At 59.3% G+C, this 26,788-nt stretch carries 23 protein-coding genes; 8 read left to right on the forward strand and 15 right to left on the reverse strand.

The genetic code is table 11. The features are described 5' to 3' along the window. Positions 1-3: 3 nt before the first annotated feature. Positions 4-705 (forward strand): bifunctional 2-polyprenyl-6-hydroxyphenol methylase/3-demethylubiquinol 3-O-methyltransferase UbiG, encoded by a 702-nt coding sequence (locus tag DCC25_RS04220; RefSeq protein ID WP_110100707.1) that lies wholly within the window; start codon positions 4-6, stop codon positions 703-705. A 78-nt stretch (positions 706-783) separates the two neighbouring features. Here the strand turns inward: DCC25_RS04220 and DCC25_RS04225 are convergent, their stop codons facing one another. Then, a complete protein-coding gene (locus DCC25_RS04225) occupies positions 784-1,431 on the reverse strand; it encodes a hypothetical protein (RefSeq protein ID WP_110100708.1) in 648 nt (215 codons plus the stop codon). Between the two features lie 122 nt (positions 1,432-1,553). On the opposite strand from DCC25_RS04225, the gene trmB reads away from it, so the two are divergent. Then, on the forward strand, positions 1,554-2,405 hold the full coding sequence (trmB, locus tag DCC25_RS04230) for a tRNA (guanosine(46)-N7)-methyltransferase TrmB (protein ID WP_158524717.1): 852 nt from the start codon (positions 1,554-1,556) through the stop codon (positions 2,403-2,405). A 186-nt stretch (positions 2,406-2,591) separates the two neighbouring features. Here trmB and DCC25_RS04235 read toward each other — a convergent pair whose 3' ends face one another. The 6 genes from DCC25_RS04235 to dnaK form a co-directional block, all read right to left on the reverse strand. Further along, positions 2,592-5,522 carry an ExeM/NucH family extracellular endonuclease gene (locus DCC25_RS04235; RefSeq protein ID WP_110100709.1) on the reverse strand — a complete coding sequence of 977 codons (2,931 nt, stop codon included), beginning with the start codon at positions 5,520-5,522 and terminating at the stop codon, positions 2,592-2,594. Positions 5,523-5,612: 90 nt separating this feature from the next. Continuing rightward, entirely contained in the window at positions 5,613-6,560 is a 948-nt protein-coding gene (locus tag DCC25_RS04240) for an alpha/beta hydrolase (protein ID WP_110098038.1), read from the reverse strand. Beyond that, on the reverse strand, positions 6,533-7,156 hold the full coding sequence (locus DCC25_RS04245) for a heat shock protein transcriptional repressor HspR (RefSeq protein WP_110098039.1): 624 nt from the start codon (positions 7,154-7,156) through the stop codon (positions 6,533-6,535). Before DCC25_RS04245 ends, DCC25_RS04240 begins: the two co-directional genes overlap by 28 nt. Continuing rightward, positions 7,156-8,136, reverse strand: coding sequence for a DnaJ C-terminal domain-containing protein (locus DCC25_RS04250; RefSeq protein ID WP_110098040.1), 981 nt, complete (start codon positions 8,134-8,136; stop codon positions 7,156-7,158). Before DCC25_RS04250 ends, DCC25_RS04245 begins: the two co-directional genes overlap by 1 nt. A 121-nt stretch (positions 8,137-8,257) precedes the next feature. Beyond that, positions 8,258-8,914, reverse strand: a complete 657-nt coding sequence (locus tag DCC25_RS04255; RefSeq protein ID WP_110100710.1) for a nucleotide exchange factor GrpE — start codon at positions 8,912-8,914, stop codon at positions 8,258-8,260. A gap of 124 nt (positions 8,915-9,038) precedes the next feature. Beyond that, positions 9,039-10,898, reverse strand: coding sequence for a molecular chaperone DnaK (gene dnaK, locus DCC25_RS04260; RefSeq protein WP_110100711.1), 1,860 nt, complete (start codon positions 10,896-10,898; stop codon positions 9,039-9,041). A gap of 495 nt (positions 10,899-11,393) precedes the next feature. On the opposite strand from dnaK, the gene DCC25_RS04265 reads away from it, so the two are divergent. The 3 genes from DCC25_RS04265 (at position 11,394) to DCC25_RS04275 (ending at position 12,934) form a co-directional block, all read left to right on the forward strand. Next, positions 11,394-11,912 (forward strand): Dps family protein, encoded by a 519-nt coding sequence (locus DCC25_RS04265; protein WP_110100712.1) that lies wholly within the window; start codon positions 11,394-11,396, stop codon positions 11,910-11,912. Between the two features lie 207 nt (positions 11,913-12,119). Further along, positions 12,120-12,734: a hypothetical protein gene (locus DCC25_RS04270; RefSeq protein WP_110100713.1), complete on the forward strand. Its 615-nt coding sequence runs from the start codon at positions 12,120-12,122 to the stop codon at positions 12,732-12,734. A gap of 8 nt (positions 12,735-12,742) precedes the next feature. Then, the gene (locus DCC25_RS04275; protein WP_110098044.1) at positions 12,743-12,934 is read left to right on the forward strand and encodes a hypothetical protein; all 192 of its coding nucleotides are present in this window, start codon (positions 12,743-12,745) and stop codon (positions 12,932-12,934) included. Positions 12,935-12,982: 48 nt separating this feature from the next. On the opposite strand, the gene cls is transcribed toward DCC25_RS04275, so the two are convergent. Together cls and DCC25_RS04285 are read right to left on the reverse strand one after the other, a co-directional pair. Continuing rightward, positions 12,983-14,482: a cardiolipin synthase gene (cls, locus tag DCC25_RS04280; RefSeq protein ID WP_183145593.1), complete on the reverse strand. Its 1,500-nt coding sequence runs from the start codon at positions 14,480-14,482 to the stop codon at positions 12,983-12,985. A 101-nt stretch (positions 14,483-14,583) separates the two neighbouring features. Further along, the gene (locus DCC25_RS04285) at positions 14,584-15,123 is read right to left on the reverse strand and encodes a TetR/AcrR family transcriptional regulator (RefSeq protein WP_158278441.1); all 540 of its coding nucleotides are present in this window, start codon (positions 15,121-15,123) and stop codon (positions 14,584-14,586) included. Positions 15,124-15,361: 238 nt separating this feature from the next. On the opposite strand from DCC25_RS04285, the gene DCC25_RS04290 reads away from it, so the two are divergent. The 3 genes from DCC25_RS04290 to DCC25_RS04300 all read left to right on the forward strand — a co-directional run bounded on the left by DCC25_RS04290 (position 15,362) and on the right by DCC25_RS04300 (position 19,713). Next, on the forward strand, positions 15,362-17,986 hold the full coding sequence (locus tag DCC25_RS04290) for an MMPL family transporter (protein ID WP_110100715.1): 2,625 nt from the start codon (positions 15,362-15,364) through the stop codon (positions 17,984-17,986). 129 nt (positions 17,987-18,115) lie between these two features. Further along, positions 18,116-19,294, forward strand: a complete 1,179-nt coding sequence (locus DCC25_RS04295) for a glycerate kinase (protein WP_110098047.1) — start codon at positions 18,116-18,118, stop codon at positions 19,292-19,294. 131 nt (positions 19,295-19,425) lie between these two features. After that, positions 19,426-19,713 (forward strand): DUF4235 domain-containing protein, encoded by a 288-nt coding sequence (locus DCC25_RS04300; protein ID WP_158524718.1) that lies wholly within the window; start codon positions 19,426-19,428, stop codon positions 19,711-19,713. On the opposite strand, the gene mnhG is transcribed toward DCC25_RS04300, so the two are convergent. From mnhG to DCC25_RS04330, 6 genes are read right to left on the reverse strand one after another with little or no spacing between them, the layout of a single operon-like run. Further along, positions 19,710-20,129 carry a monovalent cation/H(+) antiporter subunit G gene (mnhG, locus tag DCC25_RS04305; protein ID WP_110100716.1) on the reverse strand — a complete coding sequence of 140 codons (420 nt, stop codon included), beginning with the start codon at positions 20,127-20,129 and terminating at the stop codon, positions 19,710-19,712. The genes DCC25_RS04300 and mnhG overlap by 4 nt on opposite strands. Positions 20,130-20,135: 6 nt before the next feature. Continuing rightward, on the reverse strand, positions 20,136-20,543 hold the full coding sequence (locus tag DCC25_RS04310) for a monovalent cation/H+ antiporter complex subunit F (protein WP_110100717.1): 408 nt from the start codon (positions 20,541-20,543) through the stop codon (positions 20,136-20,138). Further along, entirely contained in the window at positions 20,543-21,187 is a 645-nt protein-coding gene (locus DCC25_RS04315; protein WP_110100718.1) for a Na+/H+ antiporter subunit E, read from the reverse strand. The genes DCC25_RS04310 and DCC25_RS04315 overlap by 1 nt, the downstream gene beginning before the upstream one ends. Next, positions 21,180-22,919: a Na+/H+ antiporter subunit D gene (locus tag DCC25_RS04320; protein ID WP_110100719.1), complete on the reverse strand. Its 1,740-nt coding sequence runs from the start codon at positions 22,917-22,919 to the stop codon at positions 21,180-21,182. Before DCC25_RS04320 ends, DCC25_RS04315 begins: the two co-directional genes overlap by 8 nt. Further along, complete coding sequence (locus DCC25_RS04325; protein WP_110100720.1) at positions 22,904-23,410, reverse strand: Na(+)/H(+) antiporter subunit C; 507 nt, start codon at positions 23,408-23,410, stop codon at positions 22,904-22,906. Before DCC25_RS04325 ends, DCC25_RS04320 begins: the two co-directional genes overlap by 16 nt. Further along, positions 23,410-26,568: a Na+/H+ antiporter subunit A gene (locus DCC25_RS04330; RefSeq protein ID WP_110100721.1), complete on the reverse strand. Its 3,159-nt coding sequence runs from the start codon at positions 26,566-26,568 to the stop codon at positions 23,410-23,412. Before DCC25_RS04330 ends, DCC25_RS04325 begins: the two co-directional genes overlap by 1 nt. Between the last annotated feature and the right edge of the window lie 220 nt (positions 26,569-26,788).

Consider the following 26,788-nt stretch of genomic DNA (forward strand, 5'->3'; position numbering starts at 1 on the left):
TTCATGAACCTCTTGGCTGAATCATCCGGCTGCCCTTTACCCGACCACAACACCTGGCGTTCTATGATCGCTCGCGACCCGGAACATTCGGTGCGCTATGCGCAACGATGGCGTGATCTCCACCGTGAGGGGAAAGACCTTGACGGTGAGGCCCGACTGGTGGATGCGTTAGCCGATCGATCCAGCCGAATCCTGGATGCTGGGTGCGGGACCGGACGGACCGGAGGCTATCTTGCCACCCGCGGGCATACTGTCATTGGCCTTGATCTGGACGAGTACTTGATTGACGTGGCCCGTGAGGATTTCCCGAATGGTCGCTGGCATGTAGCCGATCTGGAGCAACTACCGGCCAGCCTGTCAGCACAAGCTCGACTCGATCTGTCTGAACCGTTTGATCTCATCGTTTCGGCGGGCAACGTTATGGGCTTTTTGTCGAAGAACGGTCGGCACCCCGCTCTCACGAGCCTCTGTCAGCTACTGGCACCGCAGGCACACTCGCGCGCAATCATTGGCTTCGGCGCCGGCCGTGGCTGGGACTTCCGAGATTTTCTTACCGACGCTAGAGCCTGTGGCTTTGACATCGAGCAACTATTCTCCTCCTGGCAAGCCCACCCCTTTAACGAGGACTCCGATTTCTTGGTCGCGGTGCTGTCTCGATCCGATCAGTCAGCCACAGCCAAGTGCCAGAATAGCAGTGCGGGATGAGACCTCCACAGAAGTCCCATCCCGCACCGGTGACAACTACACCTCTGCTGTGCCTATCACAGCAAGAGTCTCTCAGACTTAGCCAAGATTCAGGTTGCTAGCAACTTTCTTGGAGCCTTTCTTCGCCTTTTTGGCAGCCTTCTTCAGGGCTTCTTTCTGCTCCTGACGGGCCTGCTTACGATCGGCTTTGAACTTCTGGCGAGCTTCTTCGATCGCTTCGACTTTCTGGTCGGTGGCTTCCTGGATAGCTTCTACTCGATCGTCTTTGGCAGCCGAGATCTTCTTGGCCCGCTTGGCCGCGGCCTTCTTTTTCTTACCGCCTCGGTTGAACAGCGAGTCCAGAGTGATGGCGATACCGCTACCCAAGAACAGGATGTCCTTAGCAACCGCAGTACCCGACTCGGAAGGACGGATGCCGTCGGATTCAGTCATTTCTGGGGTGTTCAGGTACATCGAAACCAAACCACCGGAGAAGGCGGACAGGGCAGCACCAGCGACCCAACCAGGAACCATCGGAACCAGCAACGAAGCACCCACACCAATCTCGGTGGTGGTAATGAACTTCTTGAACTCTTCGCCGGACATATCTTTCACAGCAGGGACACCGCGGGCAGCCATGTCGCGCAGACCTTCAGCTTGTTCATCGGAGATCTTGCGCTTATTCAGCCCGGAGTTCAGCACAAATGCGCCGGCCGCTAGGCGGAGAGGGATTTGAACAATGCTCATCGGAAGTCCTTCCTCAAGAAACGTTTTCCGGATCCCACTTTATAGGGTTTGCACTGGAAATATCACGACCCTTCTCACAATTTCGGCTGAGCGAGGATATTAACCGGCCTAAACTGATGGGGATGACCTCTTCAGACTCTTCACGGACCTCTGACAACGCTATTCCGGAGAAATATCATCGGACTCCGGTGTCTTTTGTGCGCCGTTCAACGAAGCTCTCCCCTAACCGCCAAAAGCTCTGGGATGAATCGCTGGGCCAGTGGATCGTCGATGTGCCACGGCATCACACCTCGATGTCGGTAGACCCTAATTTTGTGATTTCACCGTCTGCACTCTTTGGTCGCGACGCTGAGCTCGTGATCGACATCGGGATTGGTCACGGGGAATCCACCATCGCCGGCGCGAAGGCCCACCCGGAACGTGATTTTCTGGCCGTGGAGGTCTATACGCCAGGATTAGGTAAACTCCTCGCAGCGATGGTGGACGAGGGGCTCGACAATATCCGGGGAATTGAGGCCAACGCCCCGGAGGTCATTGACGCTATAGAAGGCCAGGCCCAGGAGGTCTGGGTTTTCTTCCCCGATCCGTGGCAAAAAGCCCGGTATCACAAGCGTCGGCTGATTCAGACCGGTTTCGTCACCAAACTTGCCACCGTGCTACGTCCAGGAGGCACTCTACGGCTGGCCACTGATTGGTCCAATTACGCCGAGCAAATGCGCGCCGTCATGGACGAGCACCCGAAATTCACGAATCTTTATCCGCACCGTTTGCGCGGCCCAGACTCTCCGTTGACACGTGCGAAGCGTGAGGGCACTGATAATAACCAGCCCGTACAAGAAGCCGAAGCTCTGGATACCATCGGTGGCTGGGCACCACGATTTACAACCCGTCCGGTCACTAGTTTCGAGCGGAAAGCAACTGAGGCAGGTCGCTATATTTTCGACTTGTGCTATCAACGCGTGGCAGATCACTAACCAACGTCTGCTCTCGGCGGCTAACGGCCATCGCACGGCTCGCGTAGCTGTTGTTCGCTGATCCCGCCTAGTCTCTTCACGCGACGTCGTGGCACTTCGTTCTACGGAGCAGGTAGCAGTCCGCCCACGAGGTCACCTGCATCAGATGGCCCCGCGGGCGGACTATTTAGAGTACCGGGTCAGTGATTAGTGAGCCCGGCGACGGGTCAGCAAGATGCCTGCCAATACCAGTCCAGTTGCCAGTAGCATGATCGCTACTACGCCGGCACCGGTGGATGCCAGTGCACCACCCTTGTCCGAGTCAGACTCGGACTGATCCTCACCAGCGACCTGGTCGCCCTGGTTCTGAGTTGACTCGTCGACATCCTTGGATGGATCCTGAGCACCGTCGGAAGTGTCCTCGGTCGAGTCTTCGGTGGTAGCATCCGTCGGCTCCCCAGTGCCCTCAGCCGGACCCTCGGTACCCTCAGTCGGAGCCTCGGTAGGCACCTCAGTGGGCTCCCCAGTGCCCTCCGTCGGATCCTCAGTACCCTCAGTCGGCTCCTCAGTGCCCTCCGTCGGATCCTCGGTACCCTCAGTGGGCTCCTCAGTGCCCTCAGTCGGCTCCCCAGTACCGTCAGTCGGATCCTCGGTGGGCACCTCAGTGGGCTCCTCGGTGGGCTCTTCAGTCGGATCCTCGGTGGGCTCTTCAGTCGGTTCATCGGTAGCAGTCAACCGCAGCCCGAAGACTACAGGATCGTGATCAGAAGAACGGAATTCGTTCGGCTCGTAGATCTCCGACTGTGCAGGATCGGTGTTGTATCGGGTTTCGTAACCGAGAATTGGCACCTCGTCGGAGTTGATGTTCCAGGACGCAGCGCCAGTGACGAATGGCTCCAAGGAGTCGTGTGCTAGTGCGTAATCCAGGTAGCCCAGCTGGCCGTCGAAGACGTAGGAGTAAGCGTATTCACCCTCGTACTTCTTCTTGAGGTCCACGAATCCGCCATCGGTGAGGGTGGTAATGGGGTTCTCATGGTCGTATGCGTTCAGGTCGCCCATAATGACCGGCTTGGGCATGTCCTTGGACCAGTCCACTAGCGCCTTGGCGGCCTCGGTGCGTACCGGATCGCAGTTACCGACGAGGTGGGTGTTATCAGCTTCGTTACCGCACTCGGAGCCCTTGGACTTCAAGTGGTTGGTGATCACGGTGAACTCGCCTAGCTCGTTATCTGCACCGTCTTCGGTGTTGATAGTAAAGGTCTGAGCCAAAGCGGGGCGGTTACGACGGGTGTCAAACCGGGCATCCACGCTAGTATCTAGCACCTGGTGACTACCGACAGGGGTGACCACATCGGGCTTATACATCATGGCAGTGGTGATCGCATCGGTACCCAGCTTGCCTGTTTCCACGGCGACGTAGCGCTTTTCGCCCAAGTACTCGTTGACACCGTCAACAAGGTTTTGCAATGCCACATCCGAGTTATTCTCGATTTCCATGAAGCCCACAACATCGGCGTCCATCTTAGCGATAGCGGTTACCAGCTTTTCTTTCTGGCGCTGGAACTCTTCCTCGTTGCGAGCCCCACGTTCATTGAAGGTGGTGAAGTAGTTCAGCACGTTGAAGGCAGCAACCTTGATGTCACCGCCCACCTCGGGTACCTCGGTGTCACGCGGGTTCGCGGCAAGGTGCTCGGCAGCCTCGGTGCGCTGAATCTTCCAGCTGTTGTTGCGGTAATCCATCACACCGGTGATGTTGTTGAACTGATCCCCACCGCGGAAGATGTTGTCCACGGTGAAGGGCTCGCCATTGGGGTGCATAGCCGGGTGCACGTTCTGGATCGAGTTGCGGTCATCAATGGTGATGCGGTTGGCCTGGTTGGATTCGTACAGCTCTTCGGCCTCGGCAGAATCCGGGGCATGAATAGCGGTCGGCGTATACTGGCGCTCCGGCCCCACGACGATCTCACCGAACCGAGCGAACTGGTAGGTCTCCAGTACGACCGATTCAGCAACATTGACACGCATGCCCTCCAGGTGCTCCAGGTCGTCTTCCACCGGGAAGGTGATCTCGACCGGCTCGGGAAGCTCAGCGGTATCGCACTCGGTGACAGTGGTCTTCGAGAGCTGGGTCTGCTCATAGTACTCACCGGCGGTGCCGGCCACAGTCACCACGGTGCCGTTCTCGGGTGCATCGTGACCGGGATTGTGAATAAACAGGCCCTCGGAGGTCTGGTCGTTGTCATCGACATCATCGGGGAGCGACTGGATCCAGAAACCGTTGGAACCCCCAGATTTATTCCAGAAGTCACCGATAACCACACCACGGACGGTCACGTTCTGGCCTTTGAGCGGCGTTTCCGTGCCTTCACCCTGCACTTGGTTAATCGGGGTGGCCTCCGCCTGGCAAACCTCGGTGGGCTGATCGGTCGGGGTCGGCGTCGAAGTTTCCGTCGGGTCTTCGGAGGGTTGTTCACCGTTTGGTTCACCCGGGGTGCTGGCCACTTCAAAGTCACCCCGAGGCTGGTCGGTGTTACCGGGCAGACCAGCACCGTTGTAGGCGTTCGGCACCCAGGTGTCAGATCCATCAGGAACCCGGGAGGCGCCACCCAGTGCACCGGTGTAGCCCTCGAAGGTCGAGGCGCGCAATTCAGTTCCGTAGGCCAAGTCGCCATTATCTCCGTCGTGGATTCCGACAGCGTCCAGAACCTCAAAGTTGACGTCGGCGTCAATCTCACCGTTGCGGTCAGCGTCGACCACAGCGTTGGTGCCCGGGTTGCCGCGTACCAGCAACAAGCTCAGTGACCCGTTCTGCAAGCCATTCTGCGGAACGGTGAGCAACCCGCGGCCGTCGGCGTCATAGTCAAGACCACTGGCGTCGTAGTTGTGCACGACGTTGCCCTGGTTATTATTGCTATCGCCCTCAACGCCCAGGATGCGTAGCTCGGTCGTGTCGAATCCTTCAGGGATCAGGATTTCAACGAACTCGTAGGTATCTGTTCCCTGTTCATCGGTGACAAATTCATTGATCACCGGTTCGTCAACGACGGCTGCCTGGCTGATCTGGGATAACCCCACCAGTGCCGAGGCGCTCAGTGCTGATGCTGTCAGAACAGCAACAACTTTGTTGCGCACGCTCATGTACCCTCCTCAAGGCAAGTAATGGTGTTGAGACATACCGACCTTAAGAGGGACACCTAGACGGCGACAGAAGTTTCACTGAACAACGGATTAAGTCTTCTCAACAATTCCCAGGCTGGCCTGTGCCAGCCGGTATAGCGTGCTAGTCCCCAGATCTCGATACCCGGTCCCACTGGTGGTGTTATGCCCGGTGGCCACGACCAGTTCGGGAACCTCGCGAGCTGCGCCGGATGAAAGTGAGGGCACTTTCAGGCGTCGGCGTCCCGAGAATACCCGGCCAATGACTGACAGCCAGTCGCCGCGAGCACGGATTTGCCAGGCCTGTTGAATCACCGGCACCTGAAGTTCTCGGAGTCTTTTCAATTGCACATGTAATGACTGAGGAATACCCACCGGGCCGGAAAAGATAACGCTATTGATTCTCCACCAGTACCACGGGTGGATTCGGTCGCTACGAGTTTGTGCCCACAACGCGATGCGGTGGACAGCCTTCAGTGTGAATAATCCACCGTAGGAGTGGGCTTCTAACCCGATGTGAACATCCGGAGTGATCTGTGGGCAGTATCCCAGATAGTCCCATAAGTCCGTGGCGAGATGGTCCGCGACGGTATAGGCCGCCCGCACCCCGAGCACATCGACCGCCGAGGTGGCCGGGTGCCCCAGCCAGCTAATCACCAGGGGACGAGCATGGGGTAACACCATGGTTTGAGCTAGGTGCAGTTGGGCCGCCTCCCGCGCAGCACCCCAGGTGTTGTTCGAGGCGCTAATTCTCATCCCGGAGATTTGCCAACTGACGTGGGTGGGCTCGTCGAGCTCGCCAACCCCGATCAGCACCCGTTCCCGGGCCAGGTCAAAGTCCAGCAGATGGCGCGGGGCGAGCAGGTCTTTCATGGAGTCCGGTTTCAGTGCGTGGACGATTCCGTCCAGGACGCGCCGTTCCTCGGGCGAGAGGCGTTCCCGGTGACGCTGAATGGTCTTGAGCCGGGCTGAGGCCTGCTCGTGGCGCTCTATTAATCCACGTAATCCACGGGGCGCCATGGCAGTGCTTTAGAGCTGGAGAGGCGGGAATCCAGGGCCCGCAAAACGCGAGCGCGTTGCACGGTTGTCACTTCGCGTCGCTGATCGTGATCACCGCGACGCTGTGGCGACTGCCGGTGTGCTGGTGGAGACTGGGTTTGTTCCGGTTCCACATCCATGTTTGCCGAGCGGAAGTCTGTCACAACGTCTCCCCCGGCCGCTGCAGTGAAAGTCCGGGGAACACGACCGTAGGCGTGCAAGAGGTTCACCTGATCAACCAGGTGGGAAATGGTTTGCCGGAGCGAGTGGACTTCACGTTCCAACTCCACTACGTGACGAATGCCTTCCAGCGAAATACCATCGCGGGAGAGCTGTTGAATGCGACGCAACCGGTGCACATCGCTCACCGAGTAGCGGCGCTGTCCCCCACCCTGGCGGTGCGGGACCACCAATCCCAGACGATCATATTGGCGCAGGGTCTGGGGATGCATATCAGCCAGCTCGGCAGCCACCGAGATTACAAAGATCGGGTCGGCGGCTGCCGGGTGGTCGGGGTCGAATTGTTCAAACTCTGCGAACAGGTTCTCCCAATCTTTCCGTCCGGAGCGGGCTGTCATCACAGGCTCGCTTTCTGTGCTAGCCCGGCTCGGGGATTATTGCCCTGGGTTGCTTGCGCGTAGGCCTCAGCGGCGGCCTTAACCTCATCGTTGGGCTGATCCGGAACGGCGATCTCCAGCTCGACCAGCAAGTCACCTTCCGTCTTCTTGGTTTTAATACCGCGCTTCTTCAGTCGCAGAATTTTACCCGAGGACGATCCGGCTGGGACTTTCACCTTCACGGAAGAATCCAGAGTCGGTACTTCCACGGTCGCCCCGAGGATCGCTTCGTCCACGGAGATCGGTACCCTCACGCGTACGTTTTCCGGGTGTCGCTCGTCGCGGACAAAATAGGGGTGAGATGTGACGTGGACGGTGACCAACAGGTCCCCGCGTCCGCCCGAGCCCGGCTGGCCCTTACCGCGAGCGCGCACCGTCTGCCCATCCTTAATGCCGGCGGGAATTTTAACCTCGGTGATTTCCCCGTCGGCGGCCCGTAGTTGCACGGTGGTGCCACGCACCATTCCGCCAAAGGAAATACTGGTCTCGGCCTTGCGGTCAGCGCCTTTTTGCCGGGGTGGCGAGTAATTTCCAAATCCACCAAAGAGGTCCGAAAAGTCCGGGCCCTGTGCCCCGCCCCGGGAGAATCCTCCCGAAGCGCCACGATTGAACAGGCCGCCAAAGATATCCTCGAATCCAGCACCACTAGTCCCGGCTCCTCCGGCACCGGTACCACCGGCCGGTCCGCCGGTAAACCGAGCGCCAGAGCCCATGGCCCGAATCGCATCATATTGTTGACGTTGCTCCGGATCACTCAAGACCGCGTTGGCCTCGGTGATGTCCTTGAATTTTTTCTCCGCGGTTTCGTCACCGGGGTTTTGATCCGGGTGGTATTTGCGGGCCAGTTTCCGGTAGGCCTTTTTAATATCGGATTCAGAGGCGTCTTTGGAGACACCCAGGGTGGCGTAAAAGTCTTTATCCACCCAATCCTGTGAGGCCATGGTGCCTCCTTTCGCTCATCATCAGTGACCACCACGACCGACCATGCTGTCACCTCCGGCCGGTCTCGATGTGGTCTCGAATCGTTGTCGTCTCGTCCTGTTGCGCGTCCTACTGCGCGCCCTACTGTTCGTCGGCCGGTCCGGCCGAAACCATCACCTGCGCTGCCCGAATCACTCGATCATGGCGCACGTAGCCGTTACGGAAGACCTGCACAATGTGTTCGGCAGGTACCTCGTCGGAGGGTTGCCGCAACATGGCCTCGTGGTGCGCGGGATTGAACTCTTCTCCTGCCAAAGCCTGCTGGTCCTGGCGCTGGAGGCCAAACTGGCTCAACACTGAGTCTAGTTTTTGGGCAATCGCGGCGAAGGGGCCGTCAACAAGATCACCGTGCTCACGGGCCGCATCGAGGTCATCAAGCACTGGTAACAGCGCTTCAAGCATGGCCACCGTGGCGTTATCCCTCGCCACGTCCCGATCCCGTTCGACACGACGACGGTAGTTAATAAACTCCGCCTGTAAACGCTGCAGATCGTCGCGCAACTCGGCGGCTTCAGCTGAGGCCTCGCCAGAGCTGTCTGCCGGCTCGCTGTGCTCGTTGTCGATGCCCTGTCCCGCATCGGTGCCTTGCTGGTCAGTGGCCTGGCTGAGAATGTCTTCTGCCTGGGTGACCGGGTCACGAACCTCTCCGGTCTCCGGGTCAATTTTGCGCTTATCGGTGAAACGGATTTCCTCGTCGCGACCCTTGTCTGGATCCTGGGAGTTGTGCTGGTCTGTCATCACACATTCCTTTTCTACAAAGCCGGGGCGGTAGCGCGATGGGCCGGCCGGTTGGCCGGCCCATCGCTGGCTCACACGGCCTCAGCCCGGATGGACTGACACCGCTAGTGATTGGGCGCAGGATTTACTTGTTGTTATTGTCGTCATCTTCGTCGACAACTTCGGCATCTACAACATCCTCATCGTCGGAGGATCCTGCATCCTCACCACCGGCAGCCTGGCCGGCTTCATCCTGGCTGGAAGCGTACAGCGCTTCACCCAGCTTGGTCTGGGAAGCCTGCAACTTCTCGAAGGCAGCCTTGACCTCGTCGTCGTTGTCTTCCTTCTCCAATGCGGCCTTCAGCGCGTCGACGTCGGCCTGAACTTCTTCCTTCACATCGGTCGGAAGCTTCTCGTCGTTATCCTTGATGAGCTTGTCAACCGAGTAGGCGCTCTGCTCGGCAGCGTTGCGTTGCTCCGCTGCTTCACGACGCTTCTTATCGGACTCAGCGTGAGCTTCCGCGTCCTTGACCATGCGGTCGATGTCCTCATCCGACAGCGAGGTACCGCCAGTGATGGTCATCGATTGCTCAGTACCGGTACCCTTGTCCTTCGCCGAGACGTGGACAATACCGTTGGCGTCGATGTCGAAGGTGACCTCAATCTGTGGCATCCCCCGCGGAGCCGGAGCAATACCGGTCAACTCGAAGGTGCCCAGTGGCTTGTTGTCGGCGGTGAACTCCCGCTCACCCTGGAAGACCTGAATGGACACCGAAGGCTGGTTGTCCTCAGCGGTTGTGAAGGTCTCGGACCGCTTGGTCGGGATGGCGGTGTTGCGCTCGATCAGCTTGGTCATCACGCCGCCCTTGGTTTCAATACCCAGCGACAGCGGGGTGACGTCGATCAGCAACACATCCTTGCGGTCACCCGAGAGCACGCCGGCCTGGATCGCAGCACCGACCGCTACGACCTCATCGGGGTTGACACCCTTGTTGGCGTCCTTACCGGTTAGGTCCTTGACCAAATCGGCCACCGCGGGCATACGGGTCGAGCCACCAACCAGCACCACGTGGTCGATATCGCCCACGGTGATGCCGGCTTCGTTGATGACATCTTCGAAGGGCTTCTTGGTCCGTTGCAACAGGTCCGAGGTGAGATCTTCAAACTTCGCCCGAGACAGGTGCTCGTCCAAGTGCACCGGACCGTTTTCGTTGACCGAGAGGTACTGCAGGGAGATATTGGTTGACGTAGCCGAGGACAGTTCCTTCTTGGCCTGCTCAGCGGCTTCCTTCAGACGCTGCAAAGCGATCTTGTCCTTGGACAGATCCGCACCAGAGGCCTTGGCCTTCTCTAGCAACCAGTCCACGATGGCCTGATCCCAGTCGTCACCGCCCAGTCGGTTATCGCCTGCGGTAGCCCGAACCTGAATGGTCGAGAAGTCGTCTTCATCTTTGCCGATTTCCAGCAGGGAGACGTCGAAGGTACCACCGCCGAGGTCGAAGACCAGAATTTGCTCTTCTTCCTTACCGCGGTCCAGACCGTAGGCCAAAGCTGCCGAGGTCGGTTCGTTAATAATGCGTGAGACCTTCATCCCGGCAATTTCACCGGCTTCCTTGGTGGCCTGACGCTCTGCGTCGTTGAAGTACGCCGGAACCGTAATCACGGCCTCGGTCACGTCTTCGCCCAAGTACTCTTCAGCGTCGTGCTTGAGCTTCATCAGGATGCGCGCTGAAATTTCCTGCGGCGTGTAGGTCTTATCGTCAACATCGACGGTCCAGTCGGTCCCCATGTGACGCTTGACCGAGGAAATGGTGCGATCGGGGTTGTTCACAGCCTGGCGCTTGGCAATTTCACCAACGAGAACTTCACCAGACTTGGAGAAAGCCACCACCGACGGGGTAGTGCGAGCGCCTTCAGCGTTTGCGATAACGGTGGGGTCGCCACCTTCCAACACGGCAACGACAGAGTTCGTCGTTCCGAGGTCAATACCTACTGCACGTGCCATTCCAGTCATCCTTTCCATCGGATTATCAATCCCTTGTGGCTCCTTGAGCCTTCTCCACTCAAGATAACCATCATCGCTCATCCGGTCAAATAACCTTGAGCGACAGAGACTCAAGTTTTCTTATTCTGTGCAACCATGCCATCTCGAAAAACATTCCCGGGTGGGAAAATTTTTTGGAGAAACGGACCAGAGGCCCGACATCACGGCCCCTAACACCTGGAGTGCGCGCAGAAAACTAGCTGGAGCCCTCTCGTTGCGCCTCTTTTTTCGCCGGGAGTGAACTTAGATCTGAGGATTTCGCAACAGCCCTTATTTTGAGCCATTCATAATTACCTAGGGTAGCCTTACGTACCTTGCCGGCGATCTGAGAACACGGTTTAGTTATAACCAAGGTCGCAGGGAGCACCAGGATTCCGCCGGAATCGTGGCCCCGACCGCAGAAACCGCCGTGAGTGAGATGCACTCACCGGGCACTTTCTGAAGAAAGGGAGCAACATGACTGAAGCAAACGCAAACTACACCACCCCCGGCCTGGAAGTTGAAGAAGGCCACCGCGTCGCTGAGGTTCTTCAGACTCGTCTGCACGCAATGAACGACCTGCAGCTGACCCTGAAGCAGGCTCACTGGAACGTTGTGGGTCGCGACTTCATCTCCGTGCACGAAATGTTGGACCCGCAGATCGACCTGGTCCGCGACTACGCCGACACCCTCGCTGAGCGCATCGCCACCCTGGGTGTTGCTCCGAAGGGCACCCCGGGCGCGATCGTCTCCGAGCGTACCTGGGAAGACTACTCCCTGTTGCGCGGTTCGACCCTGGCTCATATCTCCGCTCTGGACGAGGTCTACACCGGAATTATCGCTGACCTGCGCGCTGCGATCTCCGAGGTCGGCAAGGTTGACCCGATGTCCGAGGACATCCTGATCGAGCAGGCACGTGGCCTAGAGCTATTCCACTGGTTCCTGCGCTCGTTCATCACCTCCCCCGAGGGCGACATCGAACACGTGCAGGATTAATGACCCGCTCAGTCGGTTGCCACCGGCCGGTGCGCAAGTTACCGTGAGGGCCTAGCGCACTGAGACACGACTCGACGACGTGGCGTCAAGCGATGATCGCTTGGCGTCACGTCTGTCATGTCGGAGGTCGCACCCGGTGGCCTGCTGATGTGAACGGCTCAGAAGTAACCTCTGGGTTGTTCTCAGCCCGGAGACTAGGATGGAGCCATGAAACCCCTGATTCTTGGTATCGACGGCCGTTCCGGGGCCGGCAAGACCGAACTCGCCGACGCCTTGGAACAACGGATCCACGCGGAACACCCCGAACTCTCCGTTGCGGTGTTCGGCCTCGACCAGCTCTACCGTGGCTGGGACGGGTTGGAGGCTGGAGTTGCCCTGTATACCCACGAATTGCTCCCAGCCCTGGCACAGGGTGAAACCGTCACCTACCGAGACTGGGACTGGTCAAGTAATGCCCCCGACGGAGCATTGGGGCCGGAGAGGACCTTCGCTCCAGGCCAGATCACCATTATTGAGGGTTTTGGAACCGGCGCTCGCGCGGCCCGGGAACATCTCAACTCTCTGATCTGGTTGAATGCCCCCGAACTATCCCGCCGGGACCGCGCTGTGGGTCGAGGCGGGGAGAACTACGGGCCAAACTGGGAACGGTGGTCATCTCAAGAGCAAGACTTTACCGACCGCGACCGAGTCGAATCGGTTGCCGATTTGGTCCTAGACACCTCAGGTCCCGCCGAGTCGGTCCAAGAGGCCGCCTATACGATGTTGCGCCTTGAAATCTCCACCAACGGAGCCTCTAGCTCCTCAGCACAGGGACTAAACTAGCTCCCGTGATGACTCAGTTGCAGATCTACGGCGGATTACTCATTATCGCCCTCGGCATGTCGGTGCTGAATTTTGCACCCTCAACGCCGTTTAGCTATCCGCTGGGGTTTGCTCTGTTGGCCATCGGTTTCATCATCCTGCTGTGGCCGGCTTTGAGCAAGGAACACCAACAAGACGACGTGGATTCCGACTTAGACTAGCCAGCTGAGACCAGCGAGGACCAGCACAAAATACGTGGCGACCTAGCGTTACTGCAAGGCCGAGGTCAGGCGGAAGACGTTATCCAACCATCGTTTATATCGTGGCCTGGCCAACCATTGTTCTAAGGTGAGTTCCTCGCACTCGGCCCGATACTCGTCCATGACACGTTCGGTCGCCGCTACGATCTCCGCGCCCACTGCCAGCACAGTAACTTCCACGTTGAGCGAAAACGAGCGCATATCCATATTCGACGATCCAAACACGGCCACATCGTCATCGACCGTGAACATTTTCGAGTGCAAGACATTGGGGTCGGGATAGCGCAAGATCCGCACCCCGGAGCGTAGGAGCGCCTCGTAGTAGGACTGCTGGGCGTGGTGAACCATGAACTGGTCCGCGCGACGACACACGATCATCTCGACATCCACTCCGCGCTGGGCTGCGGTAGTGAGCGCGTAAAGCATGGAATCATCCGGCACCAAGTAAGGGGTCACTACCCGCAGAGTGCGGGTGGCGGAGTAGAACAGATGGTTGAAGGCCCGCAGGTTGTTTTCGTTCGCAAAACCCGGGCCGGAGGGGATAACCTGCGCGGAGATACCCCGGTGATCTTCAATCTCTTCGGTGGTGAGATCACGCAGATTTTCTTGAGTGGGTTGTCCGGTCTCGGAGTACCAGTCGGTGGCGAAAACGATGTCCAGTGAAGCCACGATCGGCCCGGTAATCCGGGCCATGACATCGACCCATTCTCGACCCATTTTGTGAGCCGAGGCCCTCTTATACCCGGGTTCGATCAGGTTCTGAGATCCGGTGTAGGCCACGGTTCCATCAATCACCATCAACTTTCGATGATTGCGTAGGTCGGGTCGTTGATACTGGCCGCGTAGGGGACGCACCGGCATGGCCCGGTAATACTCAATGTCGTGCTCCCGCAAGAGTTTCAACAAGTCCCGATAGCCGCGCACGCGTAGCGAGGCAATATGGTCAAATAAGACGCGCACCGTCACGCCACGTTGTTTAGCACGGATCAACGCATCAAAAACCACTGAGCTATAACCCTGTCGGTCTACGGGGTCTACCGCGCAGATGTAGAACATCATGTTCACATAGTCGTGGGCCCGGTCGATATCTTGGGCCATGGCGTGCAAGGAATTGCGGTAGTCGGTGTAGTACTGGAAGCTATTGCCATCCAGCATGGGGAACCCCGTCAGCTGACGGGTCAACGCAGCCGAGGACTCGACGTACTGGGGTACCTCGTGGATCTGGTCAGGGAGCGTCCAGTGCGCGGTAGCACGCCGGAGTTCCTCATTAACGGCTTTCTGGCGCGAGCGTCGCTGACCGCCGAGTTTGAACGAGCCCAGCAACAAGAAGAGCAAGACCCCAATCCAGGGCAGGAAGAAAATCACCAACAGCCAGGCCATCGCCACCGCGGGACGCCGATTACCCGGAACAATTCCCAGCAGCAAAATACGAATGCCCAGGTCGAGAATCACCACGAGGATCGCAAGCCAGATCGGCCAATCAGCAATCTCGGAAAGGGTCCAGTACATAGGGTGACATTCTACTCATCGAGCGGGCTCAGTACCGTGACGCCAGCTCGGAAACGGCGGTCGGTCAACAGTCAATAACACTCAACCTACAGGCACTCAACCTACAGGACCGCATCAAGGATGGATTCAGCCCAGTGCTCGGGGACCGGGCGTTTGATCAGAAGTCGCCAGAGCAGTGCTCCGGCCACCATTTCAGCGATGATCTCGGGGCTGGATCGCAAGGTTCCGGGTTGCTCTCGCTCAGCATGTCGGAGCCGACCGATCAGCACATTCATCAGTGGATCGGAGATCGGACGGAAGAGTTGTTCAGCATCTTCTCCGGCAGCAGCGACCATCGAGATCAGGTTTTGGACGAGTTGCGGGGTATCGGCATCGTCGAAGATTTTGTCCAACTCTGTGGACATCCACGCGAGCAGATCGGCTTTGAGATGATCAGTGTGAGGAGCCGGTGCCGGATAGTAGGTGACCTTTCCCTGCGAGATCGCTTCCAGGACCACATCATTTTTGGACGACCACCAGCGGTAAATGGTCTGTTTGGACACCCCGGCGCGGGCGGCAATGCTTTCCATCGTCACTTGATGGTGTCCGCCTTCAGCCAGCAGTTCGGATGTCGCCTGCAAGATCGCTTCATGCGATGCCACTGACCGTGGTCTGCCGCCTCGCGATTTCTGTTCTTCGGTCATATTCCTACTTGCTTCCGGACCAGATGGATGGCCATCAGCCCTATTCTGCCCGCTCCCCAAGCGAAAGCAGGACTTTGAATGAGCCGAGGTGATGATCTTTACGGTGCCGAAAAGAGTCTCACCATTAGTTTCGAGACGCTCCGTCAACTATAGTAGCGATCGAGCCTAAATATCTCGAACTTGAGGACTATGTACTGTGGCTAAACTTCTGAACAAACTTGGGCTGGGCGCCGCCGCTCGCCCGTGGACTGTCTTAATATCCTGGCTGGCGCTTGTCGCCATTGCCGTGATTAGCTTTTTCACTTTTGGTGGTCAGCTACAATCGACCATCACCATTCCCGATACTCCGACCGTGCAGGTCACCGACCGACTCGAGGAAGAATTCCCCGATGCCGCCAAGGGCACCGGGCCGGTCGTGTTCCGCACCGAGGATGGTTCGGAATTTACCGACGAGCAAAAGAACGAGATCGGGGACCTGCTCACTGATCTCGATGAGCTCGACGCGGTGAACGAAACGGTGAATCCTTTCGACACCGAAGAGCAACGACAGGACCAGATTCAAGAAATCGAAGATGGTCAACAACAGCTCGACGACGGCGAGGAGAAGCTGGCCACCGGTCGCGAGGAGCTTGACGACGCTCGCGAGCAACTGAGTGCGACTGAACAGGAGCTGGACGAAGGCCAAGAACAGGTTGACGCCGGCATCGAGCAGGCCGTGGCTCAAGGCATTCCGCAAGAAGCCGCCGAGCAACAGGCTGCCCCGCTGCAAGAGCAGATTGATCAGGGCCGCGAACAGCTCGAACAAGCCCGTTCTGAGTTAGCGACTCAAGAGGACGAGCTGGACGAGGCGGAGCAAGAGATCGAGACCAATCGCGACCAACTTCAGGATGCCCAAGACCTTCTCGATGCCTCAGAAGGTTTCTCACTGGTCTCAGAAGACGGTACCACCGTTGAAGCGATCATCATGTTCAATAAGCCTCCGCTCGATATTGAAGAGGAGGACCGCGAGGGCGTCATGGCCGCCCTCGAGGAAGCCGAGATTGACGGGGTGGAAATCCTTCCCACTCAGCAGGTGTCCCAGACGATCCCGCAAATTATTGGCCCGACTGAGATCGTCGGTATGGTGGTGGCGGCCATTGTGCTGTTCATTATGTTGGGTACTTTCGTCACCGCAGGTCTGCCGTTGCTGAACGCACTGGTCGGCGTCGGTGTGGGTGCCGTCGGTTCCCTGGCCTTCTCCTCCGTGGTGGAGATGGTCTCCATCACCCCTGTCCTGGGCATCATGCTCGGCTCGGCCGTGGGTATCGACTACGCGCTGTTTATCATCAACCGGCACCGCCAACAGCTCAAATCCGGCATGGATGTGCGTACCTCGATTGGTTTGGCCAACGGAACTGCTGGTACCGCAGTGCTGTTTGCTGGGTCGACCGTGGTCATCGCCCTGCTAGCCCTGGGCATTACGGGTATTCCGTTCTTGGGCCTGATGGGTCTTGTCGGTGGGGTCTGTGTGCTACTGGCTGTGCTGGTGGCTCTGACGCTGACCCCGGCAATGCTGTCCTTCATCGGCCCGCGTGCCTTGAGCAAGAAGGAACGCCGGAAGCGAGACGAACAGCACTCAAGCCAAGCCAAGCACTCTGCCGAGGAATCTGATGAAGGCTCCTCCTCGCAGATTACCGGTCACCATGACCCCCAAACCCAGCCCATGTCGTGGACTCGTGCGATCGTCACCGCTGTGGCTTCGATCGCTGTGCTGGGCATCTTGGCCATCCCGGCTTCCCAGATGCGACTGGGCCTTCCCGACGGTTCGGCTGAACCTGAAGGATCGGCCGCGTATGAGTCCTACATGGCCATCGATGATGCCTTCGGTCCCGGACGTAACGGCCCGTTGGTGGTTACCGCGGATCTGGAAGAGGACACCTCGGATGATGATGCGATGACTATTACCGCGGAATTGGCCACCCAAATCTCCGAGATGGATGGGGTGGACCAGGTAGTTCCGGCGGGAACCAATGATGACAACTCCATCTTGGCCCTGCAGGTCGTCCCCGAAGAAGGCCCGAACGAGCCTTCCACGGAGGACTTGGTCTACGAACTGCGCGACACCACTCCGGAAACCAATGCCTCCGACCTGGGTGTGGCTGGTATGACCTCCGGGTTCATCGACATCTCCGATGAACTCGCCGAAGCTCTGCCCGTCTACCTGGCAGTCGTGGTGGGTCTGAGCTTGCTGATCATGATCGTGGTTTTCCGCTCTTTGGTGGTCCCGTTGATCGCCACCGGTGGTTTCGTGCTTTCCTGCTTGGCCAGTATGGGTGGCGTGGTCGCCATCTACCAGTGGGGTTGGCTAGATACCATTTTCCAGGTCTCGACCCCCGGCCCGGTGCTGAGCTTCCTGCCGACCATTCTGATCGGTGTGTTGTTCGGTTTGGCCATGGACTACCAGTTGTTCATCTCTACCGGTATGCGTGAAGCCTACGTCCACGGATCTGACGCACGCACCGCGGTCATGCAGGGCTTCAAGTCCGGCCGCTCGGTGGTCACTGCAGCGGCGATCATTATGATCTCGGTCTTCGGTGGTTTCATCTTCGCCGATGATGTGATGATCCGCCCGATCGGTTTCGCGTTGGCCTTCGGTGTATTGCTGGACGCCTTCGTGGTCCGCCTGTTGCTCATGCCGGCTCTGATGCACCTGGTCGGTGCAGGTGCCTGGTGGTTCCCGAAGTGGCTGGACAAGATCGTGCCGAACGTTGACGTCGAGGGCTCGTCCCTGGACGAAGAGATCAGTCGCAAGGAAAAGGACGACGCAACGGCTCAGGCCTAAGCACTGATCCGGTCAGCACGTTTTCTTCCGGTGGCCCGGTGGTTCCTCTGTGGGGAATTACCGGGCCACCGGCGTTTAAGGGCACAGGGGGTATCTAGACACGCGGTATCCAGTACTGTGGACCTCAGGATGAAAACTGTGCTGATTGCCTCCGATTCGTATAAGGGAGCCGCCACCGCTGCGGAGGTCTGCCACGCCATTGCTACCGGTATCCACCGTGCTGATCCCTCGATTGTCGTGCGCCAGCTTCCGCTGGCCGACGGCGGAGAGGGCACCGTAGAGACTGTGTTGGCTGCTCGAGGTGGCCGACGGGTCACCGCAACGGTCACCGGAGTCTTCCCCGGCGATACTGTCAGGGCCAGCTATGCGCTGCTAACGGAGACCACCGCGGTGATCGAGATGGCCGCCACGGCCGGGCTACCCTTGGCTGCCGGACATCTGGATCCGGGAGCTACCACAACCCGGGGCGTGGGCGAGCTCATCCGGCACGCAATCGAGTCTGGGGCAACTGAGTTACTGATCGGTGCCGGCGGTTCGGCGACGCATGACTTGGGACTTGGTGCAGCCTGGGCGTTAGGGGCCCGGTTTTATACCGCTGAGGGCGAGGATTTCATCCCCACCGGGTCACGATTGCGCGAGCTCGATCGTGTTGATGTCTCGGCGGTGGCCGACACTCTCGGTTCCGCCCGGTTGCAGGTGCTGTGCGATATTGACAACCCGCTGACCGGACCGCAGGGGGCGACTGCGATATTTGCCCCACAGAAAGGCGCCACCGACCGCCAACTGATCGACCTGGAAGCCGGAATGGTTCACGCCGAGGCGGTGATCGCCCGCGACACCGGCGTGTCCGTGGCTCAGCTGCCCGGTGCTGCGGCCGCCGGAGGTCTCGCCGCAGGGTTAGCAAGTGTGGCCGGGGCGAGCGTGGTGTCGGGCATTGCAACCTTGCTCGATCTGCTGGCTTTTGAAGACCAGCTGACCGATTGCGATGTGGTGCTCACCGGTGAGGGACGTCTTGATGGCCAGTCGTTGTCCGGTAAGGTCCCGGTCGGGGTGGCTCGCGCGACGCGTACCGTGGCTGCACGTACCGGCCGGGCTATCCCCGTGATTGCCCTAGCTGGGGCACTGGGCGATGAGCTCGAGGACCTCTATGCCGAGGGTCTGACGGCGGTGTTCCCCATTGGTTCCGGTCCCCAGAGCCTGCAGGCGGCCATACGTCAGACCACCGATGATCTCACACGAGAAAGTGAGAACTTATTCCGGCTGTTGCGTCGCGTCGGGACGATCGGCGTTCCGCAAGCAAGCCAGTAGTTGTCTCAAAAGGCCGTGGACTCGCTAAGCTGGTAGTCGGCAACCCTCTCCCGCAGGAGAGCTCGGTCCGGATGCGCTGGACCCGGTCATCAACACAGAAGAAAGCAGGAGTGATGGATAGCAATAAGCTAATGCAAAAGGTTCTGACCACCGGTGTCTCGCTGGCCGGCGGTTATCTCGGCACCAAGATCGTCGATCTGGGCTGGAAGGCTATGACCGGTGAGAAAGCTCCGTCGGAAGACGATGAGCAACAAACCTCGATCGCGAAAATCGTGACGTTCGCGGCGATCTCGGCAGCGATCTCGTCGCTGATTACGTCCGGTTCTCAGCGCGGTGTCCGCAAGGCCATGGAAGCCCGCGCCAAGAAGCAGGAGAAAACCAAGCGGACCGCGCGTCGAGTCGGCGACGCCGAAGTCTAGGAGTTCTGGGCTGGCTTCTGGGCTGACTCGTCAGGTTGATCGTGATCAGCGCGCTGATCTTTTTCATCCTGGCGAGTAATCACTGCAGCCAGTTCATCCACATAGAGCAACTCCGGGTCCAGATGCCGGGAACGGTAGGTGGCTCGACCCACCAGGTGCGCCGAGACCGGTGCGGTCACCAGCTGTAGTACCCAGGCGACGACCAAGACGGGAACCCACCACCACGACTGCCAAATGCATCCCAGGCCGGCCAATGCCGTTAACAGACCGAATACCTGTGGCTTGGTTGCTGCGTGAATACGCGAGAGCACATCCGGGAAGCGCAACAGACCGATTCCTGCCGTGGCTGACTGGGAACACCCCACCACAATGAGAATCGCGCCGGCGATCTCCCACCCTGACTCAAATTCGATCATGGTCGATCACTCCCCCTTTCCCTGCTGTGGCTTCGACTGCTGGGGCCCGATCTCGGAAGCGCGTCGGCCCGGCCCCTGTGCGTGACCGACATAGGTGTCTTTGTGGTCTTGGGACTCCAGCCGTTCTTCGGAGGCCCCCGGGTTGGCGGTGGTACCGTCCACGGTGAAGCGGGACAGGGTCACCGATCCGACGAAGCCAATCACACTGGCAACAACCACAAACATGATGTAGTCAGTCAGCCCGGTCAGGGCCATGATGACCACCAGCGCTGAGGAGACCGTAATCAGTAGCACGTCGGTGGCAATGGCACGATCCAAGGTCGCCGGCCCGCGCGCGATGCGGTAGACCGAGGCCAGCGCACCGATCGCCAAGAAAACCAGGCAGATCCAGCCTCCCAACTGAAGGACATGCATCAGCGCTCACCTCCCCGGTGTTGAGTCTGGTCTAGAGCAGGCTCGCTGGTGTCGTGTTCCCCACGAATCAAGGCGTAGTCCTTCTTAGACCCGATGGCTCGGATGATGTGGCTCTCGATATTGTGTGAGTCGCGTTTATAGTCTTCAGCGGCTTGATCATTGGGCACATCCAGCACGTGTAAGTAGAGGGTAGAGGTGGTCCGGTCCACGTCAATGACCAAGGACCCGGGGATCAGCGCGTAGGCGTGAGCCACCAGGGTAACCACGAGGTCGTCGTGGCTACGTAGCTGGACGGCGAGCACCGAATTGGTGATCCGCGGGCCTCGGACGATGGCTTTAATCCCCACATCGATCGAGGCCCAGGTGATCTTCCACAGGAAGATGAACAGGAATTTCACCGCGTAGTAGAAGTTGAACCGGTCGCCGAAGGGAATCGGTGGCAGGCGGAAAATGAACATCACCAGCACCGCGGTGATCGCGCCCATGATGATTTGTCCGATGCGGAAGTCTTGCCACAGCGCACACCAGATCAACACCAGGAGCAAGAACATGGGCCATTGGGTCCACCAGGGTGGCTTATTTTCAATGACGCGCGCGTCCGAGTCGTTCTTGGGTGTCGACGCGGGGGGTGCCTGATCAGTCATCGCGAGCCTCCTTCCTGCTCAGAGTCTCTGATGTAGCATCCGATGCGCCGGTGGCAACATCGGTGGCTTCTTCGGGGTCATTGTCGTCTTCACCGGCACCATTCGAGGACTCGGAAGCTAATTCGATGCCATATCCGTTGAATTCCTGGAGGTCTTCGGCGGCTTGGGCGGCCGCCTCATCGCCGAGCACGGATTCAATATACGGGGTGCGAGCGAGCATATCTTCGGCGGCCTGGTCCGCGAAGCTATACAGTGGCCCGGCGACCACGGTAAGGCCTACACCCACGGCGACCAGTCCGATGGTGGGGGCCACCAGGCCGGCTAGGTCTTTGCGGATGGGTGGCTGGTTATTCTCGGCAGCTTCGGCTTCTTCGGACACGCGCAAGGTGGCATCTTCGACGTCCTCAGCTCGGCGCCAGAAGACGCGGGCCCAGATCCGGACCATCACCAGTAGGGTCAACAGGGAGGTGACTACCGAGGCAATGACGAGGGCGAAGGCCAACGGGGAGCCCTCCCCCACACCGGCCTGTAGCAGACCGACCTTGCCGATAAATCCGGAAAACGGCGGGATACCCCCGAGGTTCAGGGCCGGAATGATGTAGAGCACCCCGATCAACGGTGAAATCTTCAGCATCGAGCCCAGGCGGTCGATATTGGCGGTACCGGCCCGGTATTCAATGAGCCCGGTGACCAAGAACAGCGAGGTCTGGATGGTGATGTGGTGGACCACGTAGAACACGGTGGCGCCCAGCCCCACCACATTGGCTAGGGCCAGCCCAAAGATCATGTAGCCGATATGGGAGACCAAAGTAAACGACAGCACACGTTTGATATCCGACTGCACCAGGGCACCGAGGATACCGATCACCATGGTCAACCCGGCGACCACCAGCAACAGATCGTTGAGCCGGTTGCCTGGGAACAGCAGGGTTTCGGTGCGCACGATGGCGTAGACACCGACCTTGGTCAGTAAGCCGGCGAACACCGCGGTGACCGGGGCTGGGGCGGTGGGATAGGAGTCAGGCAACCAGAACGACAGCGGGAACACGGCGGCTTTAATCCCGAACCCAACCAACAACATGATGTGCAGCACCTGTTGCAGGTCGGGGTCGAGTTCGGCGAGTTTGACCGCCAGATCGGCCAGGTTCACGGTTCCGGTCGCGCCATAGATCATCGCGATCGCGATCAAAAAGATCACCGAGGAGATCACTGAGACCACGACGTAGGTGACACCGGCGCGGATCCGTGGGCCGGTCCCGCCCATGGTCAGCAACACGTAGGAAGCCGTCAGCAGGATTTCGAAGCCCACATAGAGGTTGAAGAGGTCTCCGGCTAAGAACGCGTTGGACACCCCGGCGGTCAGGATCAGGTAGGTGGGGTGGAAGATCGAGACCGGCCGGGGCGTGTCGTCATCGCCAATACCCTGTGCGGAGGCGTAGAGCAACACCGCGAACACCACAGTAGTGGCAACCACCAGCATCAGCGCCGAGAACCGATCGACCACCATCACGATGCCCCAGGGGGCTTCCCAGCCGCCGAGGAAGACGGCGTTGGCGCCCTCGTTCCAGGTGGCGATCAGTAGCGCGATCTCTAAGAGCAGGGTAACCACAATGGTCAGCACGGTTACCAGGATTTGGCCACGCGGACGTCGGACCAACGTGAAGGCGAGGGCCGCGCCCAGGATGGGCAACACGACGGCCAGCGGGGCCATGGAGATCACATCGAGCTGCATGAGCGATCATCTCCTGTCGTCGTGGAGCCGGACTCGGCCGAGGGCGCGTCATAGGCCATGTTCGGGTCCTGGTCATCGTCAATAAATTCGGATTCTTCCTCGCGTAGCTCGGCATCATCTTCGGCGTCGTAGGTGGGTTGCTCGGCCACCTTGACGTCTTCGACGTCAACGGAAACTTCATCGCGACGGGCCAGCACCCAGGAACGGTAGATCATCGCCAGCAAGAAGGAGGTCGTGGCAAATGAGATCACGATTGAGGTCAACGTGAGAGCTTGTGGCAACGGATCGGCGTATTCATCGGCACTGACCGAGTCGCGCACGATCGGGGGCCAACCGGCGGGGCCGGCCATGATGATGATCAACAGGTTGGCTCCGTTGGTGAACATGACCAGCCCGAGCATAATGCGGGTCAGGGTCCGTTCCATGACCATATAGACCGCACCGGCGAACAGTGCTCCCATGATGATCAGCAAGATCGCATCGATCGTCATCAGCGACCACCTCCGGTTCGCGGTTGTGCTGTGGACTGAGTACTGACCTGCTTGCGACGGGCCTCAGCTTCTTCGCGGACGGCCAATTCCTTTTCGTACCGACGGTCGACCTCTGCACCCAGGGAACGCAATACGTCGATGACCAGGCCGATCACCACGAGGTAGACCCCGATATCGAAGATCAATGCCGAGGCCGCGTGGACGTAACCGAAGACCGGTAGCGTGAATTCAAAGTCGACCTGCTGGAAGACCTCACCGCCGAAGAACAGCGGGATGATCCCGGAGATGGCGGCCAGCGCCAGTCCGGAGCCCAGCACCACACCGGCGGGGATGCGCACGGTTTGGGCCAGCTCATAGCGGCCAGCGGCCAGGTACCGAATGGTCAGCGCCAGACCGGCCAGCAGACCACCGGCGAAGCCACCGCCGGGGACGTTGTGTCCGGCCAGTAGCAGGTAGATCGAGATCAGGATGATGACGTGGAAGATCAGGCGGGTGACCACTTCGAAGATGATGGAGCGACGTTCCGGCGCCAGGGTCCGACCGGCGATCAGCCACGGGTCACGCGAAACCGTCGAGAAGCCACGCACCACCGAGATTTCGCCGGTGCTCAGCGACGCGGCTTTATGGTTATAACGTCCCACCGAGCCGGGTTCCACATCGGCCAATGAGTGGTGGCGGAAACGCTCCCGGGTGGCGATGAAGACCAGCGAGGCCACACCGGTGGCGGCCGCGGTGAGCACCGTGATTTCGCCGAAGGTATCCCAGGCGCGCATATCGACCAGGGTGACGTTGACGATGTTGTAGCCACCGCCTTCTTCGGCGGCCAGTTCCGGCATTTTCAGTGAAATGGGGTCCTGCACACGGGAGGCCAGCACGGTAGCAGCCAACCACATCATCACCAGACCGAATCCGATCGACAAGAGCGCGCGCGCCCAGCGGTTATTGCGTCCATGTAGCCCGGTGGGAACCCGCGGTGGCAGCACCCGCAGGCCCAACACCATGGCCACCAGCACGATGGATTCCACCAGCAACTGAGTCAGGGCCAGATCCGGAGATCCGCGGAGCGCGAAGATGGCGGCCAGCACGTAGCCGGTGGCTGAGACCAGCATGACGGCCATGAAACGACGACGGGCCCAGACGGCACCAGCCACGGCAATGATCATACAAATCGAGGCCAGCACCAGACCCGGTGATTGTTCCAGTCGCCAGTCGCCGAAGAAAGCCACGTTGGGCAGGCTGACAGTGGTGGGATCGTTATTGGTCGGGAACAGCATGGCCAGCAACGGTCCCACGGTGGCCACGGTAAGAATGATGAACAGGTAGAAAGCCAGGTCACCGCGCTGGGTGCGACCGGTGACCCAGACAGCAAAGGCATCTAGACGCTGCAGGGTCCAACGATAGACTTTGGCCGAATCCACCCAGGACGGTACGGCATCTTGTGCATGCCAGACCCGGTCTTTGAAGGCGTAAAGCACCAGACCGACGAGAATGATCGCGATAGAAATTGCCAGCACCGGGGTGAATCCGTGCCACAGCGCCAGGTAGGCCGGATCGTTCTCAAAACCGGCTAACGGTTCGGCGGTTTGACCATAGGCCTTGGGCAGGGCACCCATCAATCCGGGAACGAAGGCGGCGACCAGGCTGATCACGCTCAGCACCGCTGCTGGGGTGGTACCCAGGATCGAGGCCGACTTTTCGACCGGGGTGTCGTCCATCTGCTGGGTAACGCCCTGGTCGTCCACAGTGGTCTTAGTGGCGAAACCACCCCAGAGGAACCGTGCAGTATAGGCTACGGTGAAGACCGAACCCAGTACCGCCACGGCGAGTGGCAGCCACGCCCAGACGATACCCCAGAAGCTCGGGGCCGCATACGCGTCAGTGGCGACTTGTGAGTGGACCTCGCCCCAGTGCAGGGCTGATTCCAGCACGGATTCTTTGGCCACGAAACCAAAGAACGGTGGGATACCGGCCATCGACAACGAGGCCAGCAGGGCGAAGGTAAAAAGCCACGGGTGGTTTCGACCCAACCCGGACAGGCGGTTCACATCGCGCGTTCCGGCCATCTTATCGATGAGGCCCACCAGCATGAACAGGGGTGCTTTGAACAGCGTGTGGGCCATCAGCATGGCCAGTCCTGCCATGGCGGCGTCGCGGTCACCCAACCCGTTGGCGATCATCAAGAATCCCAGCTGGGAGACGGTGCCGAAGGCCAGGACGAGTTTAATATCGGTTTGACGTAGGGCTCGCCAGCCGCCGACAAGCATGGTCCACATTCCGACCCCGAGCACCATCACTTGCCAGACTGGCATGTCGGCGTATCCGGGGGCTAGTCGTGCCACCAGATAAACACCGGCTTTGACCATGGCAGCCGAGTGCAGGTAAGCCGAAACCGGGGTGGGGGCTGCCATAGCCGCGGGCAGCCAGAAGTGGAAAGGCACCTGGGCGGATTTAGTCAACGCACCCAGTAGCACCAGGCTGATGGCCCAGCCCATAAAGGCTCCCGAGTAGGGGCCAGTCAAAAGTTCTTCGGAACGGTTGACAACCTCGGAAATCCGGTAGGTGCCGGCTGATTCACCGAGCATCATCAGTCCGACCAGCATGGCCAGACCACCGAAAGTGGTCACTATCAGCGCGGTAATCGCGGAGCGACGGGCGAAGATTCGTTGCCCGGCGTAACCGATCAGCAGGAAGGACAGCACCGAGGTGATTTCCCAGAAGATGTAGAGCACCAATAGATCATCGGTGGTGACCAGCCCGAACATGGCGCCGGCGAAAGCCAAAAGTTGAGCACCGAAGGTACCGTTGCGCGGGTCACCGGCGCTGAAATACCGAGAGCAGTAGACCAGCACCAGAGCGCCCACACCGAGCACGATCAGCGACATCAGTGCCGCCAGGGTATCCATCCGGAAGGAGAGTTCAACGCCGATCTCGGTTAACCACGGGTAGGTGCGCACCAGCGGGTCATTGGCGGCATCGGCGGCTGCTCCGGAGGCTAAGAGTTGCTCGGAGTGGAGAATATGTGGCATCTGGGTGAGAACCCAGATGAAACCGGCGGCTGGAACCGCAGCCAAGACAAAGAAACCAGCCCGATCGGTAACTCGGAAAATCCAGGGCGCGACCAATGCGACGGCGAACAGTGCAATCAGCACAATGAGCACGGTCGTCCTCCAGAGCAATTATGGGGCAGGCACCCTTCTTACTTTAGCGCTTTTCGGTGTGGTCGATTGTCACAGGACGTCGTCACCGACGATGCCAGAGGGCTTTAAATCTGCCCACAGAGACGTTATTCCGGTCGTAACGAGTCAGCCCACAGCATCAGAACAGACCCCGGGGTTCCCCGGCATTTTGGGGTAGCACCGCCATTAACTCGGCCATATC

This window comes from Auritidibacter sp. NML120636 (assembly GCF_003185945.1).
Taxonomy (GTDB): Bacteria; Actinomycetota; Actinomycetes; order Actinomycetales; family Micrococcaceae; genus Auritidibacter; species Auritidibacter ignavus.

Bases quoted from the DNA above. Each gene is read 5' to 3' on its own strand.
- DCC25_RS04220 (WP_110100707.1), top strand. From the start codon at position 4: ATGAACCTCTTGGCTGAATCATCCGGCTGCCCTTTACCCGACCACAAC.
- DCC25_RS04225 (WP_110100708.1), bottom strand. From the start codon at position 1,431: ATGAGCATTGTTCAAATCCCTCTCCGCCTAGCGGCCGGCGCATTTGTG.
- trmB (WP_158524717.1), top strand. From the start codon at position 1,554: ATGACCTCTTCAGACTCTTCACGGACCTCTGACAACGCTATTCCGGAG.
- DCC25_RS04235 (WP_110100709.1), bottom strand. From the start codon at position 5,522: ATGAGCGTGCGCAACAAAGTTGTTGCTGTTCTGACAGCATCAGCACTG.
- DCC25_RS04240 (WP_110098038.1), bottom strand. From the start codon at position 6,560: ATGGCGCCCCGTGGATTACGTGGATTAATAGAGCGCCACGAGCAGGCC.
- DCC25_RS04245 (WP_110098039.1), bottom strand. From the start codon at position 7,156: ATGACAGCCCGCTCCGGACGGAAAGATTGGGAGAACCTGTTCGCAGAG.
- DCC25_RS04250 (WP_110098040.1), bottom strand. From the start codon at position 8,136: ATGGCCTCACAGGATTGGGTGGATAAAGACTTTTACGCCACCCTGGGT.
- DCC25_RS04255 (WP_110100710.1), bottom strand. From the start codon at position 8,914: ATGACAGACCAGCACAACTCCCAGGATCCAGACAAGGGTCGCGACGAG.
- dnaK (WP_110100711.1), bottom strand. From the start codon at position 10,898: ATGGCACGTGCAGTAGGTATTGACCTCGGAACGACGAACTCTGTCGTT.
- DCC25_RS04265 (WP_110100712.1), top strand. From the start codon at position 11,394: ATGACTGAAGCAAACGCAAACTACACCACCCCCGGCCTGGAAGTTGAA.
- DCC25_RS04270 (WP_110100713.1), top strand. From the start codon at position 12,120: ATGAAACCCCTGATTCTTGGTATCGACGGCCGTTCCGGGGCCGGCAAG.
- DCC25_RS04275 (WP_110098044.1), top strand. From the start codon at position 12,743: ATGACTCAGTTGCAGATCTACGGCGGATTACTCATTATCGCCCTCGGC.
- cls (WP_183145593.1), bottom strand. From the start codon at position 14,482: ATGTACTGGACCCTTTCCGAGATTGCTGATTGGCCGATCTGGCTTGCG.
- DCC25_RS04295 (WP_110098047.1), top strand. From the start codon at position 18,116: ATGAAAACTGTGCTGATTGCCTCCGATTCGTATAAGGGAGCCGCCACC.
- DCC25_RS04300 (WP_158524718.1), top strand. From the start codon at position 19,426: ATGCAAAAGGTTCTGACCACCGGTGTCTCGCTGGCCGGCGGTTATCTC.
- mnhG (WP_110100716.1), bottom strand. From the start codon at position 20,129: ATGATCGAATTTGAGTCAGGGTGGGAGATCGCCGGCGCGATTCTCATT.
- DCC25_RS04310 (WP_110100717.1), bottom strand. From the start codon at position 20,543: ATGCATGTCCTTCAGTTGGGAGGCTGGATCTGCCTGGTTTTCTTGGCG.
- DCC25_RS04315 (WP_110100718.1), bottom strand. From the start codon at position 21,187: ATGACTGATCAGGCACCCCCCGCGTCGACACCCAAGAACGACTCGGAC.
- DCC25_RS04320 (WP_110100719.1), bottom strand. From the start codon at position 22,919: ATGCAGCTCGATGTGATCTCCATGGCCCCGCTGGCCGTCGTGTTGCCC.
- DCC25_RS04325 (WP_110100720.1), bottom strand. From the start codon at position 23,410: ATGACGATCGATGCGATCTTGCTGATCATCATGGGAGCACTGTTCGCC.